Origin of the sequence: Sphingomonas sp. BAUL-RG-20F-R05-02, assembly GCF_022662305.1 — a bacterium.
In the GTDB taxonomy this organism is placed as follows: domain Bacteria; phylum Pseudomonadota; class Alphaproteobacteria; order Sphingomonadales; family Sphingomonadaceae; genus Sphingomonas.
On the sequence record NZ_JAKNQH010000012.1, the window covers coordinates 18,308 to 32,240 of the forward strand.

The window sequence follows — 13,933 nt, forward strand, 5'->3', positions numbered from 1 at the left end:
GGCCTTGGTAGGATGGTTGGAAAAGGATCGAAGATGAAAGCTGCCGTTATCGCAGAGCATGGCGCCGCACCGGAATACGCGGATTTTGCTGAACCAGAAGCGCGCGACGGTTGTGTGCGGATCGCGGTCGAGACGGCGGGGCTGGGTGGCTGGGACGTGCTCGGCGCGTACCGGCTCGCCATGCAGTATCCGTGCGTGTTGCGCGGCGAAGGTGTGGGCCGTGCCGAGGACGGCCGGCGCGTCTATTTCGGCGAGCGTTCGGTGGCGCCATGGGGTGGCTGGGCGGAGCACACGATCGTTCCGGCCGCTGAAGTTTGGGACGTGCCCGATGATGTCGACGACGCGACCGCGATCACGATGGCGATCGCGGGCACAGGCGCGCTGATCCCGCTCGAAAGCGCTGCGATCAAGCCGGGCGAGAAAGTGCTGATCCTCGGCGCGACGGGCGTGATCGGACAGCTTATGCTGCAGATGGCGCGCGTGATGGGGGCAGGGGAGATCGTCGGTGCCTCCCGGAGCGAATCGGCGCTCGCCGAACTTACGACAAAGGGGTTGGCCGATACGACCGTATGCCTGACCGGCGGAGACAGCGATCCCGCCGCGCTGAAGCAGGCGGGTGGCGACGGGTTCGACGTCGTGATGGATCTGGTCTGCGGCGCACCGATGGTCGCCGCTCTGCGGGCGACGCGGTGGGGCGCCCGGATCGTCACGGTCGGCACCGGAGCAGGCGCGGGCATCAACATCACCGCCGGCGATCTGCTCTTCCGCACGCTGACCACGATCGGCACCGGCCAGCGGCCGCCTTCCGATCGCGAGGCGATCTGGCGCCGGTTGCTCGCGATGAATGCGGCGCACGATTTCAAGATCGATTACAAGCGCTATGATCTGCCGCAGATCGCACAGGCATGGGCCGCCCAGAAGGCTGGCCCGCATGCAAAGATCGTCGGCGCGGTCCGGGCGTAGACAGCAGCCGGTCGCGCGGGCTTTACCAGCCCGCGCCCCGGACGCCGGTCAGCCCTGCGGCTCGAGTTCGGCGAGGTTCTGCGGCCGCGAGTTGAATCCCCACAGGTGCAGCCCGCCGTCGACGTTGATCGTCTGTCCGGTCACGAAGCTCGCCATATCAGAGGCGAGAAACACCGCCACCGGTGCGATATCCGGCTCGGGGTATCCCACGCGGCCGAGCGGTTTGATCGAGGCGGAGACCTTTTCGAAGCCGGGGTGCTCGCGGCAGAGCCGCTCGAACGAAAGACCGGCCGCCGCCGGCGCGATCGCGTTGACGCGGATGTTGAAGCGGCCCCATTCCGACGCGGCACTGTGCGTGAGGCCGCGGATCGCGGCCTTGCCCATATTGTAATCGGCATGGCGCCAGGCGCCGGTCTCCACGTCGATCGAGTAGAAGTTGATGACGCTGCCGCCGCCGCGCGCCTTGAAGATCGGGAAGGCAGCTTGCATCGCCCACCACGTCGCCCACGCTGTCGTTTCCAGGGTACGCTGGAGGATCGCGTCGGTCTTCTGTTCGAGCAGGACTTCCGGGCTGGGCGCAAAGGCATTGTTGACCAGCGTGTCTAATCCGCCGAAGTGCGAAACGGCAGCCTCGATCGCGCCGGTCACGCTGGCCTTGTCGCCGACGTCGGTATGGACGAAGTGCGCCTCCCCGCCGAGTTCGGCACATTCCGCCGCAACCGTTCGGCCGCGCTCCTCGTCGAACTCGGCTATGACAACACGGGCGCCTTCCCGCACGAACCGCCGGACGATGCCGCGCCCGATCCCTGCGCCGCCGCCTGTGACTAGCGCCACATTGCCCTCCAACAAACCCATCGCCGCCTCTCCTCATCAATATTGTATTCTGATATTGAAAGGGCGTTCGGCTGGCGACTGTCAAGACTTCTCGGCGCAGACGTCGCCGTTTGTGGCTCAGGCCGTGATCAATCCGCAAAAACATGAGGAGGACACGATGGCGATTGTCGAGCGTGCAATGATGGTCCAGCCGGTATGATCGCGCCGGATTTCCCCCAAGCGACATCAGGCGGCGACCTCTCGGTTTTCGGGCTCGCCGGAGCCCGCGTCGTGGTGACCGGCGCCGGCTCCGGCATCGGTCGGGCGGCGGCGGTGTTGTTTGCGCAGGCCGGTGCCGATCTGGTGCTTGCCGACATCAACGTCGATGCGGTCGAAGCAAGCGGCGACTTGGTGCGGGCGCATGGGCGCGAAGCATTGATCGTGCCGACCGATTGCGCCTGTCCCGCCGCGATCGACGCGCTCGCCGAGCAAGCGGCCGCAGCCGGCCCGATCCGGGGCTGGTGCAACGTCGCAGGCGCGGTCGCCAAACAGACGGTGGTCGATACCGACCCAGCCGATTATGCGCGCATGCTCGATCTCAATTTGGGTGGTACGTTCTGGGGATGCAGGGCGGCGGCGCGGCGTATGATCCCGCACGGTGGCGGCGCCATCGTCAACATCTCGTCCAACGCGGCCGACGAACCGATCGGTGGACTTGCGCTCTATTCGATGACGAAGGCTGGGGTGAATATGCTCACGCGCACCCTCGCGCACGAACTCGGCCCGTCCGGCATCCGCGTCAACGCGGTCGCGCCCGGTTTTACGCTGACCGGGATGACTGCGCCTGTAGGCACCGATCTCGACGCAGTCGTCGCGCGCAACGCGGCACGCTCGCCACTCGGCCGTGTCGGCAGTCCTGACGATATCGCCTTCGCGATGCTTTACCTACTGTCGGACGCGAGCCGGTTCGTGACCGGGCAGATCTGGCGCGTCAACGGAGGAGTCACGATGCCGTGACGAACAAGCGGGGGAGAGGCGGTGAGCCTCTCCCCCTTGGGTCTCAACGCCGGCCAGAAATCGTCGACTCGGCGTCGGCGCCTTCGAACATGCGGTTGATGTCGCCCGAGGTGACCGGCTTGCCAACCTCACGATCGGGCTTGGCGCCACCCATGCCGAGGATCGGATCGGTATGGACGGGCACGGCAGCCGCGCGATGCTTCAGCGCGCCGACGGTGCAATTCTCCCGGCCGAACTTGCTGATCGGATCGTAGGAGAATTCGCGCATCGCGTTGAGGTGGGTGATCTTGTTGAGCGTCTCGTCGGAGAGATGCTTGACGTCATGCCACAATTTCTCGGCAGAATGTGGCCATACCGAATCCGAATGCGGGTAATCGCATTCGTACATAACCATGTCCTCGCCGATGTAATCAAGGTTGTTGATGCCGAACTTGTCCTCGATGAAGCAGCTGATGATGTGCTTCTTGAAAATGTCGCTCGGCATCTTGCCGCCGAAGTTGGAATTGGTCCAGGCATTGTGATGACCGTGGGTGAAGTCGGCGCGTTCGAGCAGATACGGGATCCAGCCGATCCCGCCTTCCGACAAGGCCATGCGCAATGTCGGATATTTCTTCCACATCGGCGCCCAGATCCAGTCCGCCGCCGAATTGGCGATCGAAATCGGCATTGAGGTGATCCACGCGTCGATCGGCGAGAGGTCGGAAGCGTGGGCCGCCGCGGCACCGGTGCCGATATGACAGCAGATCACGACGTTGTTGTCCGCACAGGCCTTCCACAACGGGTCCCAGTACGGATCGTGGATCGACGGCCAGCCCGAGATCGCCGGATTGTCCGAGAACGAAAGCGCATGGACGCCGAGCCGCGCCAGGCGGTTCACCTCGGCAACGGCGGCCGGCATATCCCAGAACGGCACCATCATCAGCGGAATGAAGCGGCCGGGAGCGGCTTCCGACCAATCGTAATAATGCCAGTCGTTATAGGCGCGGATCGCCGCCAGCGCGACTTCCTTGTCGTCGTGCGAGGTCTTCTGGAAACGCTGGCCCGCAAAGCCGGGAAAGGTTGGGAAGCAGATCGAGCCGAGTATGCCGTTGGCGTCCATATCCTCGACACGCGATTTCAGGTCCCAGGTGCCACGGCGCATCTGCTCGTAGTTGAGCGGTTCCATCCCATATTCTTCCTTGGGACGGCCGACCACCGAGTTCAGGCCCATGTAGCCCGCGGCCTTCTCCTCGAAAACCCAGACGTCTCGCTCGTTGCGCGTCTCGATCTTCGGTTCGCGGCCCTTGAGATGCGCGGGCCAGTGCGGGGTGAAGGCGCCGGGCGGCTCGATCACATGGTCGTCGACGCTGATAAGGATCATGTCTTCCAGGTTCATCTCTACCTCCACGGCGCGCTTCAAAGGCGCTTTGACTCAACACAGAACTACATTCTGATGTCGGACTGACTATCTACGGCGACTCCGCCGCGCAAGCCAAATCGCACATATTCTGCACAGAAGCGTTGTAAGTGTCCATCTTTGTCTCGAATGCTTCGGTGACGGGATGGACACATCGGATCGACGGCGATAGCGTCCCCGGATCATGCCGCCGCCTAATCTCGACCTTCCGGGCGCCGCTGATGCCCCGTGTATCTTCAGCCCGCTGCGGCGACCGGAGGCTTCGCCCCAGCGTACCGGTCGTCGGCCCGACCCCCGTGCCGCAGCGACGATCCGCAAGATTCTCGAGGCGACTGAGCGCATGTTGCTGCGTGCCGGGGTTAATGGCATGTCGCTGCGCGACGTCGCTACCGAGGCCGAGGTGGCGCGCGGCACGCTTTACCGATACTTTTCCTCCAAAGAGCAGCTGCTGCACGGTTACACCGAGTTTATGCGCGCCCGGCTCGAGAGCGGCCTCACCGCAGCGGTGGAAGCCCACGCGCCGACCGAACGGTTCAAGCCCTTTCTCGATTTCTTCGGGCATTTCTTCGCACGCAAACAGGCGCGGCAATTCCTGGAAGCCGAACCTGCCTTTGCGCTCGAATATTTTCGCCGAAATCACGAAAGTGCCATCACGAGAACCTGCGAGCTGCTGAAGCCCGTGTTCGAGGATTGGCAGGCATCGCTCGGACGGCCGCTCGATCACCGCTTTCTTGCGGACCTCGTCCTGCGCGATCTCATCAGCAATATTCTCGTGCCGTCGCGCGACGGGCATACCTCCGTCGAAATGTTGCCGGAAACGCTTGGCGTCGGCGTCAGGGTTCACTCAGGGGCAGCGCGCAGACGGGCGACGGTGTCCGCATAGGGCGACAGCCCTGAAGCGCACAGCCACAGGCCGAGCAGAGCGGCGGGCACCGCGACGATGACCAGTGAATAACCAAGCATCGCGCCGTTTCGGAACACCTGATCGGTGAGCAGCGCGACCGAAGTCGGACCGAGCCCGATGCCCAGTAATCCGCCGAGCAGCAGGTAGCAGGCGATCGCCTTGCCGCGCATCCGGTTCGGGAATGCATCCTGGATCGCGCAGGGGCGCTTGACTGGCCGATCGCGAAGCCGAAGATCGCCACGCCCAGCAGGGACAGGGCGAGCGTGGCACTCGGCATCAACGGCCAGAGAGCGGCAGCGGGCAGGATCAGCGCCCAGGCCACCAGCGTCACGCGCAAGCGCGCCGCCGGAACCCGGTGCGCCACCCAGCGATCGCTGAGCCAGCCCGACAACAAAGTGCCGAGCAGACCGGCAACGGCGACAACGCTGCCAACGATCATTCCCGCGCGGCTCGCCGGGAAGCCGAAACGGCGGTCCATATAGGCCGGCGCCCACGCCAGCACGCCGTAACCGATCGCCGCCAGCACCGCCGGATAAGTGAGCAGCCGTGCAAAGGTTGCGCGATTGTCGCGCAAATACCCCAGAAATTCGGCTGTGCTCGCGCTGGCGGCGTCGCCGCCCTCGCGGCGCGCGGGCTCGCGAACGAGGAGCATCAGCGGCGCCAGGAGGGCTCCGGGAGCGCCGGCGCACAGAAAAACACGAGCTGCCAGGGCTTTAGCGTTCCCAACCCCGCAAGCGCGACCGGCGTTTGCAGCCGAGACAGCATCAGGCCGCCGATCAGCAGCGACGCGCCGGATCCGATCGCGAGGGACACATAATAGGCGGCAAGCGCCCGGCCGCGCCGCCGGGCCGGCGTGTAATCGGCGATGATCGAGTAAGCGGCCGGCGCGAGCACCGCCTCGCCGATGCCGACGCCGGCGCGGGTCGCCATCAACATCCCGTAGCTCCGCGCGAACGCAGCGAGGATCGTCATCAGGCTCCAAACGAGGATGCCGACCACGATCAGGTTGCGGCGATGCGCTTTGTCGACCAGCCGACCAAGCGGCAGTCCGATGATCGTATAGGCGAGCGCAAATCCATATCCCTGCAACAGGCTGTACTGGGTGTCGCTCAGCGTGAACGCTTCCTTCAGCGGCTTTACCAGCAGTGCTGGCAATTGTCGGTCCAGTTGCGAGAACAGCGTAACAACCCAGAGGATGGCGAGCGTCGACCATGCGCGCGACATCGCCGGATACGGCTCGCCCGCATCCGGCGATCCGCCAGCCGAAGGCGGTTCGACGGGCGTCTGCCGTATGCTCATTCTCCACTCCAAATACTGCATATGGAATGCAATTCGTACTTTGGAACGCGCTGCCTGTATAGCGCTCGGAGATCCATCCCGCCGAACATCTACTGTATCGAGGTCTTGGAATTCTCCAGCCGCAGATATTGTGAACATATAGGTCGGTATTGACTCGAATTCCACGCGCGAGCAGGATGGGCCATCGCCTGAAACGGGCTAGCGGACTCGTAATCGCCAAGCCGACTGTCGCAGAGAGGACCTGACCCATGTTGATCGATCTCCACGCCCATGCTCCGCTACCGGGCTATTACAACCAGCACGAACATTGGGGGCCGTTCTTTGAGAAGGGCGAGGACGGCGATATTCGGCTGCGGGTCGGCCACTGGATCCTGACGCTCGGCTCGCCCGAGCGCAAGGCGGCGGTGCGTGCCGGCAAGGCGCCTTCGCTGGAAGAGTATTTCCGCAGCTGGTCCGATCCTAAGCAGCGGCTCGCCAAGATGGATGCGGCGGGGCAAGACGCGCAGGTCCTGTCGGTGCCCTCGCACATCTATATGTATTGGGCGGAGCCCGAGTTCGGCGTACCGTTCGCGCGCACCGTCAACGATACGTTGGCCGAATATTGTGCAGGCGGCGACAACCGACTGTTTGCCTGGGCGCACGCGCCGCTCAACGTGCCGGAGGAAGGCGCGAAGGAGCTCCGGCGTGCGGTGAAGGAGCACGGTTTCCTGGGGTTGAGCGCTGGCGGCGCCAATTTCGGCGGCCTCGAATTCGACGATCCCGCGATGGACCCGATCTGGAAGGCGCTGTGCGATCTCGATCTGCCGATGTTCGTGCACGGCTACAATCAGTCGGTCGCATGGGGCAACAAAGCCAACGACGACAAATACGAGACCACCGCGATCGTCGGCATGCAGTATGACGAGACGCGCTGCTTCTGGTACATGGTCAACGGCGGTGTGTTCGATCGTTTTCCCGATCTGAAGGTCTATATCACACACGGCGGCGGCTATGTGCCGTGGCAGCTCGGCCGCCTCAACCAGTGCAACAAGAACCTCGACAGCACCTACAACAAGAAGGAGCTCGTCGATTATCTGCCCAATTTTTACTTCGACCTGGAATTGCACGAGAAGGTCATGCGTCAGGCGATCCTCGACCTGATCGGCGCCGATCGGCTGCTCTACGGATCGAACTTCGGCGGCAGCGACGCGGTGCGGCACGATCTGACCGATGGCCTGCGCATCTCGGAGGAGGATCTTCAAAAGATCCGTTATCAGAATGCCCTGTCGCTGCTCCACCTCGATCCTGCCAAGATTGGCCGGGTCAGCACCGCCGTCGCTGCCTGATGCGGATCGCCAGGGCCGCTCGGGACGGAGCGGCATTCTGGGGGGTGGTGGACGCCGATGGCGCCACCATTCGCCCCATTGCGGGAGCGTTCGCGGAGTGGGCGCCGGCGCTGACGCGCGACTGCGATCCCGGTGTGCTGCGCTTCGCGGGCGAGGCGGTGCCGCTCGATCCCGCCGGCTTGCTGGCGCCGATCGAGCGGAGTGCGCGCGTGATGATCGCCGGTGTCAATTATTCCAAGCACCTCGTCGAGTTCGGTGTCGCGCCGCCTTCGCAGCCTTTTGCCTTCCTCAAGGCGTATCGCGCGTTGATCGGACCATATGACGAAATACGGTTTCCGCCGCTCACCAACGAGCTCGATCACGAGGTCGAGCTGGTCGCGGTGATCGGCGCCGAGCAGGTGGACCGCAACGATCCGCTCGCTTCGGTGCTCGGCTATACGATCGGTAACGATGTCAGCTCGCGCGATCTCCAGCGAAGCGGGCCGAAGGGCGTCGGCATGGACCTGCTCGCCGCCAAAAGTCAGGACGCGACCACGCCGGTCGGGCCGTGGATCGTAACGCGCGACGAGTTCCCGGCCGGCTCGCCGTCGCTGGCGATGCGGCTGACCGTCAACGGCGAAACCCGCCAGGCGGCGTCGAGCGGCGACATGACCTGGGGTGTCGACGCGCTGATCGACTTTATCGACGAGCGCACGCGTTTCGATTGTGGCGATATCCTGTTCACCGGATCGCCCGAAGGGGTCGGGCAGGGGACCGGCAAGTTCCTCAAATCCGGAGACGTGCTGGAAACCTCGATCGACAAGATCGGTACGCTGCGAAACGTAATCGGGCCGCGCGGCTGATGCGGGTGCGCGGCGTCTAGTCGCGCACCAACAGCAGGCTGCCGCCGAGCGGGCCGCCGCCGGCCGCAGCGACCGCGACATCATGCTTGCGGATCTGCCGTTCGCCGGCACGACCCCATAATTGCAGGCAGGCTTCGTGAACATATCCGAGACCATGCGTCCGCCCGCCCGAAAGCTGGCCGCCGTTGGTGTTCAGTGGAAGCGTCCCGTCCAGTGCGATCCGCTTCCCGCCCTCGACAAAGGCGCCGCCTTCGCCCTTGCCGCAGAAGCCCAGCCCTTCGAGCCACATCAGCGTCAGGATCGAAAAGCCGTCGTACACTTGCGCGGTATCGACATCGCCAGGCTTGTAGTCGGTACGCGACCACATCATCCGCGCGACATCGGCGGTGACCATTTCGGTGAAGGATATCTGATCCCAAGACCAAGGCTGGTGCAAGGCCGAGCCGATCGCCTCGATTCGGATCGGCGGATGCGGTCCGTCGCGCGCGGCGTCGGAGCGCGACAGCACGATCGCGGTCGAGGCGTCGCAATGAACGTCGCAGTCTAGCATCCGCAGCGGCGTCGAGATCATCCGCGAGGCGAGATAATCCTCGATCGTCATCGGCTCGCGGTAAATCGCTTTTGGATTGCGGGCGGCGTTGGCGCGCAGCGTGACAGGAATCCAGCCCAGCTGTTCAGACGTCGTGCCGTATTCGTGAAAGTGCCGCTGCGCATAATTGGCGATCAGGTTGACCGCGGAGCGCACGTTGAACGGCGTGTACCATTGCCAGAAGAAGCTGTTATCGCGGCCCACCGTCTTGCGGGCCAGCGAGGCGACATTGCGGTCGCGCCGGCGCGCGCTTGATTCCGTGATGGTTCGGAATACCAGTACATGGCGGCACAGCCCCGCCGCAATCGCCATCGCGCCGTTGATAACACCGGCGAGCGGGCCCGGCCCTTCATAGCCGCCACCGATCCAGTTGGTGTCGAGGCCAAGCACCGACTTCAACGCAAGCGGCCCAACGGGCGAGAAGCTCGCGCCATTGTCGTTGTCGCCTGGCCAGCAGGCGACCCCGTCAATGTCGGCGCGGGCGAGCCCCGCGTCCGCGATCGCCTCGAGCGCCGCATCGAGCGTCAGGTCCATGCCCGACTTGTCCGAAGGCCGGGCGATTTCGGACTGGCCGATACCGGTGATCGCGACCGGGAACGCTCCACCGGTCATTATGCCGCCTCCGGCGCGAACAGCGGCAGCCAGATGTCCTCTTGCTGCATGAAGCGCACCGCCACCGGCATGTCGATCGATACCGTCTGGACCGGACAATCGATCACATTGGTCACGAAGCGCAACCCACGCTGCTCCGCCAGTTCGACGGTGGCGACGACATAAGGCTCTGCAAGGTCCGCATCCCACGCCTGCCGATTGACCGTGAAGCTATAAACGCTTCCGCGCCCGGACACGGCTTTGGCGCTCACGCCGCGGCTGGCGCAATGCGGACAGATCGGTGCGGGCGGATGAAACCATTTCGCGCAGGCATCGCAATGGTGGATCATCAACCGGCCTTCGGCACCCCCCTGCCAGAAGGCGCTGTTTTCGGGCGTTATCGCGGGAAGCTTCCGGTGCATCTCGTCCGTCCGATCAGGCTGTTCTTGCATGCTGTCGCCACGCTTAAGAGAGTTGAAACGGAAGGTAAACCTTTTCAGAAAGCCTTTCTCAAATCAGATTGATCTTGGAATGACGCCCCTATAGTGCAGACAGGACAGCGGCTGCCCGACCCGTCCTGGTGGCGGAGACTCATGCCGGCAGCCCGTGCCTTTGGGCGCTCGCAGCTTTGGCGCTGCATCCCTACGGCTCCGGGCGGCCTTCACTGTCTACTCGCCGGACGTGCGAGGACTTCGCGAAACGGGAGAACAGGCGTGAGACTAGTATCCTTCGAGCATCGTGGCGCGGTGCGCGCAGGCGCCTTCATCGACGATGACGAAACGATCATTGATTTCGTCACCGCGTATGAGGCTGGCCATGCCGGCCCCGTGCCGCGCGCGATGGCCGATCTTCTTGCGCTGATCGAGGGGGGAGACGACGCAAGCACGATGGCGCGCGATCTGGTCCGCAAGCAGCCACGTTCCGCGCTTGTGCCGACTGCCAACGTGCGCCTTCGCGCGCCGCTCCAGCCGCCGCCGCAAATCCGCGACTGCTCGTGCTTCGAACAGCATCTGCGCAACTGCTACGAGGTGGCGCGGCGTTACAAAGTGCGCAACGAACCAGACCCGGAAGCCGCGTACCAGGCCGAGGATCGCGGGGAGGAGGAGCGTGTCGTCGGCACGTTCCTGCGTCAGCCGATCTATTACAAGGGCAACCGGTTCTCGGTGGTGGGTACGGCCACCGAAGTGCAATGGCCGTTCGAATCGAAAGCGCTCGATTTCGAACTGGAGTTCGCCTGCTATATCGGACGCAGGACCAAGGATGCGGTCGCGGACACGGCCGGGGACGCGATCTTCGGCTATTCGATCTACAACGACTTTTCGGCGCGCGATGCACAGTGGCGCGAATCCAGCGGCGGCCTTGGCCCCGCCAAGGGGAAGGATTTCGATACCGGCAATGTCCTCGGCCCGTGCCTCGTGACGGCTGACGAGATCCCCGACCCCTACGATCTGGAGATGGTCGCGCGCGTCAACGGAGAGGAATGGGGGCGTGGCAATACGCGCGACATGTATTGGCGTTTCCCCGACGTGATCGCGCATATCTCACGATCGGAGACGCTTCACCCCGGCGAGATCCTGGGATCGGGCACGGTCGGTACTGGCTGCGGGATGGAGCAGTTGCGGTATCTGCGGCCCGGCGATGTGGTAGAACTGGAAATCGCGCGGATCGGCGTCCTGCGCAACCGCGTCGTCAAAAATTGACGACGCGGCCGCATCGCCGCCGGATTATTCGTCGAGGCCCTCCAGCTCGAACACCTGTCCTTCGAACTCGATCGGATCGATACGGATCAGCGGACGGCCCTCGACCGCGTCCGATGCCGCGATCCACTCGAAGCCAACGCCCTGCGCGCGCAACTGCTCGGCTTTGGCATGCAGATCGAACACGCCGAGACGAATGTAATAGGGTCCAGGACCCCAGTTGTTGAGGTAGAGGCCCGCCGGTGTGTTCCAGCGCGTCGCTTCGATCACGTCCAGAGTCGCGCTATGCGGCAACGTGAATCCCATCCGCGCCCGGCGATATCCCTCGCTGCCGATATCCTCGACCGCTTGTGGCTCCCATTCGAGGTTCTCGCGAAGTCGGCCGAGCGTAAACTCGAGATCGCGGACGAGGAAGCCGCGTGCCGTCACCCGCAGCAACTCGCCTGGCTTGGGGTCGATCACCTTGGGTGGCGGCACCTGAAACGCCTCGGCCGGCATCCGCGTAGGCTCGAGCGGGATGAATTCGATGCAAAGCCCGCCGTCGACGGAGGGCTCGTACTCGATGTCCTCGGGCGTGACGCCCAGCCACAGTCGGTCGAACTCCATTTCGGGCGTCCGCTGCGCCAGCCGGAAACGCACCTTCTTGGCATGGAGCCGAGCGATCAGTGCCTCGAGCTTCTCGCGCCAGGTGACCAGCACGATCGAATGCGTCAGCATCGGCCGTCGGACGCCCTGGAAACGCTGTAGCCCTTCCAGATGGTCGTGGAACAATGGATCGCCCGGATTGGGGCGATCGAGATGTACCTGCGGCTCGATCCGGGTCGGCGCGATTGCCAGCGACTTCTGAACGCGCAGGAAATGCGCGATATAGGGGTGATTGTCGAAAGCCTGCCGCCAGTTCGGGTGGCTATGGACGCCGAGCTTCGAAACCAACAGATCGGTCATCGCGTCCGGGTCGGGTACCATCATGTCGGCGCTGAGTAGATATTCGAACATCCTGACCCCTTCCGTTGGTCTCCGGTCTTGACCCGGCCTCGCGGCTCGCTAGCATCTATCTAACATCAGAAAAAGAACCTATATGCGGAATGCAGAAACGCATCAGCCTGGGTCGCCCGGCTGCTCGGGGCTGGGGGGAGGCAATCATGCGCATCACCGCCATGGATCATTTCACCGTGACCACGGACAATCTCGGCGAGTCGATCGCCTTCTATGCCGCACTTGGCCTCGATCCTGGCCCTCGTCCGGATTTCCCCGTCGCCGGATCGTGGCTCTACACTGGCGGTCGTGCCGTGCTACACCTGGTGGAGACCACGAGCGACCTCATGCCGGCGGTTCGGCGGGGAGCGCTCGATCACATGGCGTTTCGCGGCACGGGTCTCGTGTCCGTCGTGAAATGGCCTCGGGGGCAGGATATTCCTTGCTCGCTGATCCGCGCGCCGGCGCCGTTCACCCAGTGGCAGCTTTTCTTTTCCGATCCGAACGGCGTCGAGGTCGAGATCGATTTTGACAGGGATGAGATACCTCCCGAAGCGTGGAAATCCTTCGCTGGCCGCAGGGCCTGATTTGACCAGCGAGGCGGTAGCGCCGCGAACCCGGCTTTCAGGCAACACGCGCGGCGCCTTCTGGCTGCTGATCTCGTCGCTGCTGTTCACCGCGATGACCTTGCTCGTGAAGCTGCTCGGCAGCTACTCTCCGGCGATGCAGGCGGTGTGGACGCAATCCGCCGGCCTCCTGCTCTTTCTGCCGGTCATCCTCAGCTCGCGCGGCGCTGTGCTGGTATTGCATGGGTGGCCCGCACAGATCGGTCGCTCGATTTCTGCCGTGCTGGGCGTGACCTTGTCCTATTACGCCCTGCATCATCTGCCGCTGGGAGAGGCCAATGCGCTATCGTTCACGCGCGCGTTGTGGGTGGGGCCGCTCGCCGCGCTGGTGCTGCGCGAACAGGTCACGCGCGCCAGTTGGGCGGCGCTGGCGTTCGGCTTCGTCGGCGTGCTGCTGGTGCTGCAGCCATCGCCGCACATGACGATCGGCTGGGCGCATCTGGCGGCGCTGGCCTCGGCGCTGCTGCTTGCGCTGACCGTAACGGGGATCAAGGTGCTGTTGCGCCGGAACAGTTTAACCACGATCATGCTGTGGTCCTCTATCCTCGGTATCCTGTTCGTCCTGCCGCCCGCGATCCTGACGTGGCGCTGGCCCTCGGCGCACGACGGCTGGCTGCTCCTGTTGCTCGGGATGGTCAGTGTCGCCATGTCGACGACCTACATGCACGCGATGTCTTTGGGCGATGCCGCCAAGATCATCGCCGTCGATTATGTCCGGCTGCCGCTCGCGATCGGCGCGGGCTTGCTGGTGTTCGGCACCGTGCCGAGCGGCTGGATGATCGCGGGATCGCTTCTCATCATCGTCACGACTGTCTGGGCGGCGGTCAGCGGTCGGCCAGCCCGGATCGATCCGCGCGAGGAACCTCTCACCTGATGCCGGAGCAGCCAGCGACATG

General features: G+C 64.1%; 15 protein-coding genes and 1 pseudogene. 8 read left to right on the plus strand and 8 right to left on the minus strand.

The genetic code is table 11. The annotated features are described in order from the left end of the window. The first annotated feature begins 33 nt into the window (after positions 1-33). Positions 34-963 carry a zinc-binding alcohol dehydrogenase family protein gene (locus tag L8F97_RS18125; protein WP_242153512.1) on the plus strand — a complete coding sequence of 310 codons (930 nt, stop codon included), beginning with the start codon at positions 34-36 and terminating at the stop codon, positions 961-963. Between the two features lie 48 nt (positions 964-1,011). Here L8F97_RS18125 and L8F97_RS18130 read toward each other — a convergent pair whose 3' ends face one another. After that, positions 1,012-1,818, minus strand: a complete 807-nt coding sequence (locus tag L8F97_RS18130) for an SDR family NAD(P)-dependent oxidoreductase (protein WP_242153515.1) — start codon at positions 1,816-1,818, stop codon at positions 1,012-1,014. Between the two features lie 174 nt (positions 1,819-1,992). Here L8F97_RS18130 and L8F97_RS18135 point away from each other — a divergent pair, with 174 nt between their 5' ends. Beyond that, the gene (locus tag L8F97_RS18135) at positions 1,993-2,793 is read left to right on the plus strand and encodes an SDR family NAD(P)-dependent oxidoreductase (protein ID WP_242153519.1); all 801 of its coding nucleotides are present in this window, start codon (positions 1,993-1,995) and stop codon (positions 2,791-2,793) included. Between the two features lie 43 nt (positions 2,794-2,836). Here the strand turns inward: L8F97_RS18135 and L8F97_RS18140 are convergent, their stop codons facing one another. Continuing rightward, a complete protein-coding gene (locus L8F97_RS18140; RefSeq protein WP_242153522.1) occupies positions 2,837-4,168 on the minus strand; it encodes an amidohydrolase family protein in 1,332 nt (443 codons plus the stop codon). 205 nt (positions 4,169-4,373) lie between these two features. On the opposite strand from L8F97_RS18140, the gene L8F97_RS18145 reads away from it, so the two are divergent. Beyond that, the gene (locus tag L8F97_RS18145) at positions 4,374-5,072 is read left to right on the plus strand and encodes a TetR/AcrR family transcriptional regulator (RefSeq protein ID WP_277925062.1); all 699 of its coding nucleotides are present in this window, start codon (positions 4,374-4,376) and stop codon (positions 5,070-5,072) included. Here L8F97_RS18145 and L8F97_RS18150 read toward each other — a convergent pair. The 3 genes and pseudogenes from L8F97_RS18150 to L8F97_RS18155 all read right to left on the minus strand — a co-directional run bounded on the left by L8F97_RS18150 (position 5,030) and on the right by L8F97_RS18155 (position 6,392). Then, complete coding sequence (locus L8F97_RS18150; RefSeq protein WP_242153526.1) at positions 5,030-5,263, minus strand: hypothetical protein; 234 nt, start codon at positions 5,261-5,263, stop codon at positions 5,030-5,032. The two genes, L8F97_RS18145 and L8F97_RS18150, sit on opposite strands and share 43 nt — an antisense overlap. Positions 5,264-5,346: 83 nt before the next feature. After that, positions 5,347-5,745: pseudogene (locus tag L8F97_RS22990) on the minus strand (MFS transporter); the annotation flags it as partial. Continuing rightward, positions 5,745-6,392 carry an MFS transporter gene (locus L8F97_RS18155; RefSeq protein WP_242153528.1) on the minus strand — a complete coding sequence of 216 codons (648 nt, stop codon included), beginning with the start codon at positions 6,390-6,392 and terminating at the stop codon, positions 5,745-5,747. The pseudogene L8F97_RS22990 and the gene L8F97_RS18155, both read right to left, overlap by 1 nt. Before the next feature lie 248 nt (positions 6,393-6,640). On the opposite strand from L8F97_RS18155, the gene L8F97_RS18160 reads away from it, so the two are divergent. Next, positions 6,641-7,717, plus strand: coding sequence for an amidohydrolase family protein (locus L8F97_RS18160; RefSeq protein WP_242153530.1), 1,077 nt, complete (start codon positions 6,641-6,643; stop codon positions 7,715-7,717). Then, positions 7,717-8,559, plus strand: coding sequence for a fumarylacetoacetate hydrolase family protein (locus L8F97_RS18165; RefSeq protein WP_242153532.1), 843 nt, complete (start codon positions 7,717-7,719; stop codon positions 8,557-8,559). The genes L8F97_RS18160 and L8F97_RS18165 overlap by 1 nt, the downstream gene beginning before the upstream one ends. 16 nt (positions 8,560-8,575) lie before the next feature. On the opposite strand, the gene L8F97_RS18170 is transcribed toward L8F97_RS18165, so the two are convergent. Beyond that, positions 8,576-9,760: a thiolase family protein gene (locus L8F97_RS18170; protein ID WP_242153534.1), complete on the minus strand. Its 1,185-nt coding sequence runs from the start codon at positions 9,758-9,760 to the stop codon at positions 8,576-8,578. Further along, the gene (locus L8F97_RS18175) at positions 9,760-10,161 is read right to left on the minus strand and encodes a Zn-ribbon domain-containing OB-fold protein (protein WP_242153536.1); all 402 of its coding nucleotides are present in this window, start codon (positions 10,159-10,161) and stop codon (positions 9,760-9,762) included. The genes L8F97_RS18170 and L8F97_RS18175 overlap by 1 nt, the downstream gene beginning before the upstream one ends. 291 nt (positions 10,162-10,452) lie before the next feature. On the opposite strand from L8F97_RS18175, the gene L8F97_RS18180 reads away from it, so the two are divergent. Then, positions 10,453-11,439, plus strand: a complete 987-nt coding sequence (locus tag L8F97_RS18180) for a fumarylacetoacetate hydrolase family protein (protein WP_242153538.1) — start codon at positions 10,453-10,455, stop codon at positions 11,437-11,439. Positions 11,440-11,463: 24 nt separating this feature from the next. On the opposite strand, the gene L8F97_RS18185 is transcribed toward L8F97_RS18180, so the two are convergent. After that, positions 11,464-12,432 (minus strand): hypothetical protein, encoded by a 969-nt coding sequence (locus tag L8F97_RS18185; RefSeq protein WP_242153540.1) that lies wholly within the window; start codon positions 12,430-12,432, stop codon positions 11,464-11,466. Positions 12,433-12,578: 146 nt separating this feature from the next. Between L8F97_RS18185 and L8F97_RS18190 the strand changes: the two genes are divergently transcribed. Beyond that, positions 12,579-12,998 carry a VOC family protein gene (locus L8F97_RS18190; RefSeq protein ID WP_242153543.1) on the plus strand — a complete coding sequence of 140 codons (420 nt, stop codon included), beginning with the start codon at positions 12,579-12,581 and terminating at the stop codon, positions 12,996-12,998. Position 12,999: 1 nt separating this feature from the next. Continuing rightward, positions 13,000-13,911 carry a DMT family transporter gene (locus L8F97_RS18195; RefSeq protein WP_242153545.1) on the plus strand — a complete coding sequence of 304 codons (912 nt, stop codon included), beginning with the start codon at positions 13,000-13,002 and terminating at the stop codon, positions 13,909-13,911. The last annotated feature ends 22 nt before the right edge of the window (positions 13,912-13,933 follow it).

Coding starts and splice junctions, on each gene's coding strand:
- L8F97_RS18125 (WP_242153512.1), top strand. CDS start 34: ATGAAAGCTGCCGTTATCGCAGAGCATGGCGCCGCACCGGAATACGCG.
- L8F97_RS18130 (WP_242153515.1), bottom strand. CDS start 1,818: ATGGGTTTGTTGGAGGGCAATGTGGCGCTAGTCACAGGCGGCGGCGCA.
- L8F97_RS18135 (WP_242153519.1), top strand. CDS start 1,993: ATGATCGCGCCGGATTTCCCCCAAGCGACATCAGGCGGCGACCTCTCG.
- L8F97_RS18140 (WP_242153522.1), bottom strand. CDS start 4,168: ATGAACCTGGAAGACATGATCCTTATCAGCGTCGACGACCATGTGATC.
- L8F97_RS18145 (WP_277925062.1), top strand. CDS start 4,374: ATGCCGCCGCCTAATCTCGACCTTCCGGGCGCCGCTGATGCCCCGTGT.
- L8F97_RS18150 (WP_242153526.1), bottom strand. CDS start 5,263: ATGCGCGGCAAGGCGATCGCCTGCTACCTGCTGCTCGGCGGATTACTG.
- L8F97_RS18155 (WP_242153528.1), bottom strand. CDS start 6,392: ATGAGCATACGGCAGACGCCCGTCGAACCGCCTTCGGCTGGCGGATCG.
- L8F97_RS18160 (WP_242153530.1), top strand. CDS start 6,641: ATGTTGATCGATCTCCACGCCCATGCTCCGCTACCGGGCTATTACAAC.
- L8F97_RS18165 (WP_242153532.1), top strand. CDS start 7,717: ATGCGGATCGCCAGGGCCGCTCGGGACGGAGCGGCATTCTGGGGGGTG.
- L8F97_RS18170 (WP_242153534.1), bottom strand. CDS start 9,760: ATGACCGGTGGAGCGTTCCCGGTCGCGATCACCGGTATCGGCCAGTCC.
- L8F97_RS18175 (WP_242153536.1), bottom strand. CDS start 10,161: ATGCACCGGAAGCTTCCCGCGATAACGCCCGAAAACAGCGCCTTCTGG.
- L8F97_RS18185 (WP_242153540.1), bottom strand. CDS start 12,432: ATGTTCGAATATCTACTCAGCGCCGACATGATGGTACCCGACCCGGAC.
- L8F97_RS18190 (WP_242153543.1), top strand. CDS start 12,579: ATGCGCATCACCGCCATGGATCATTTCACCGTGACCACGGACAATCTC.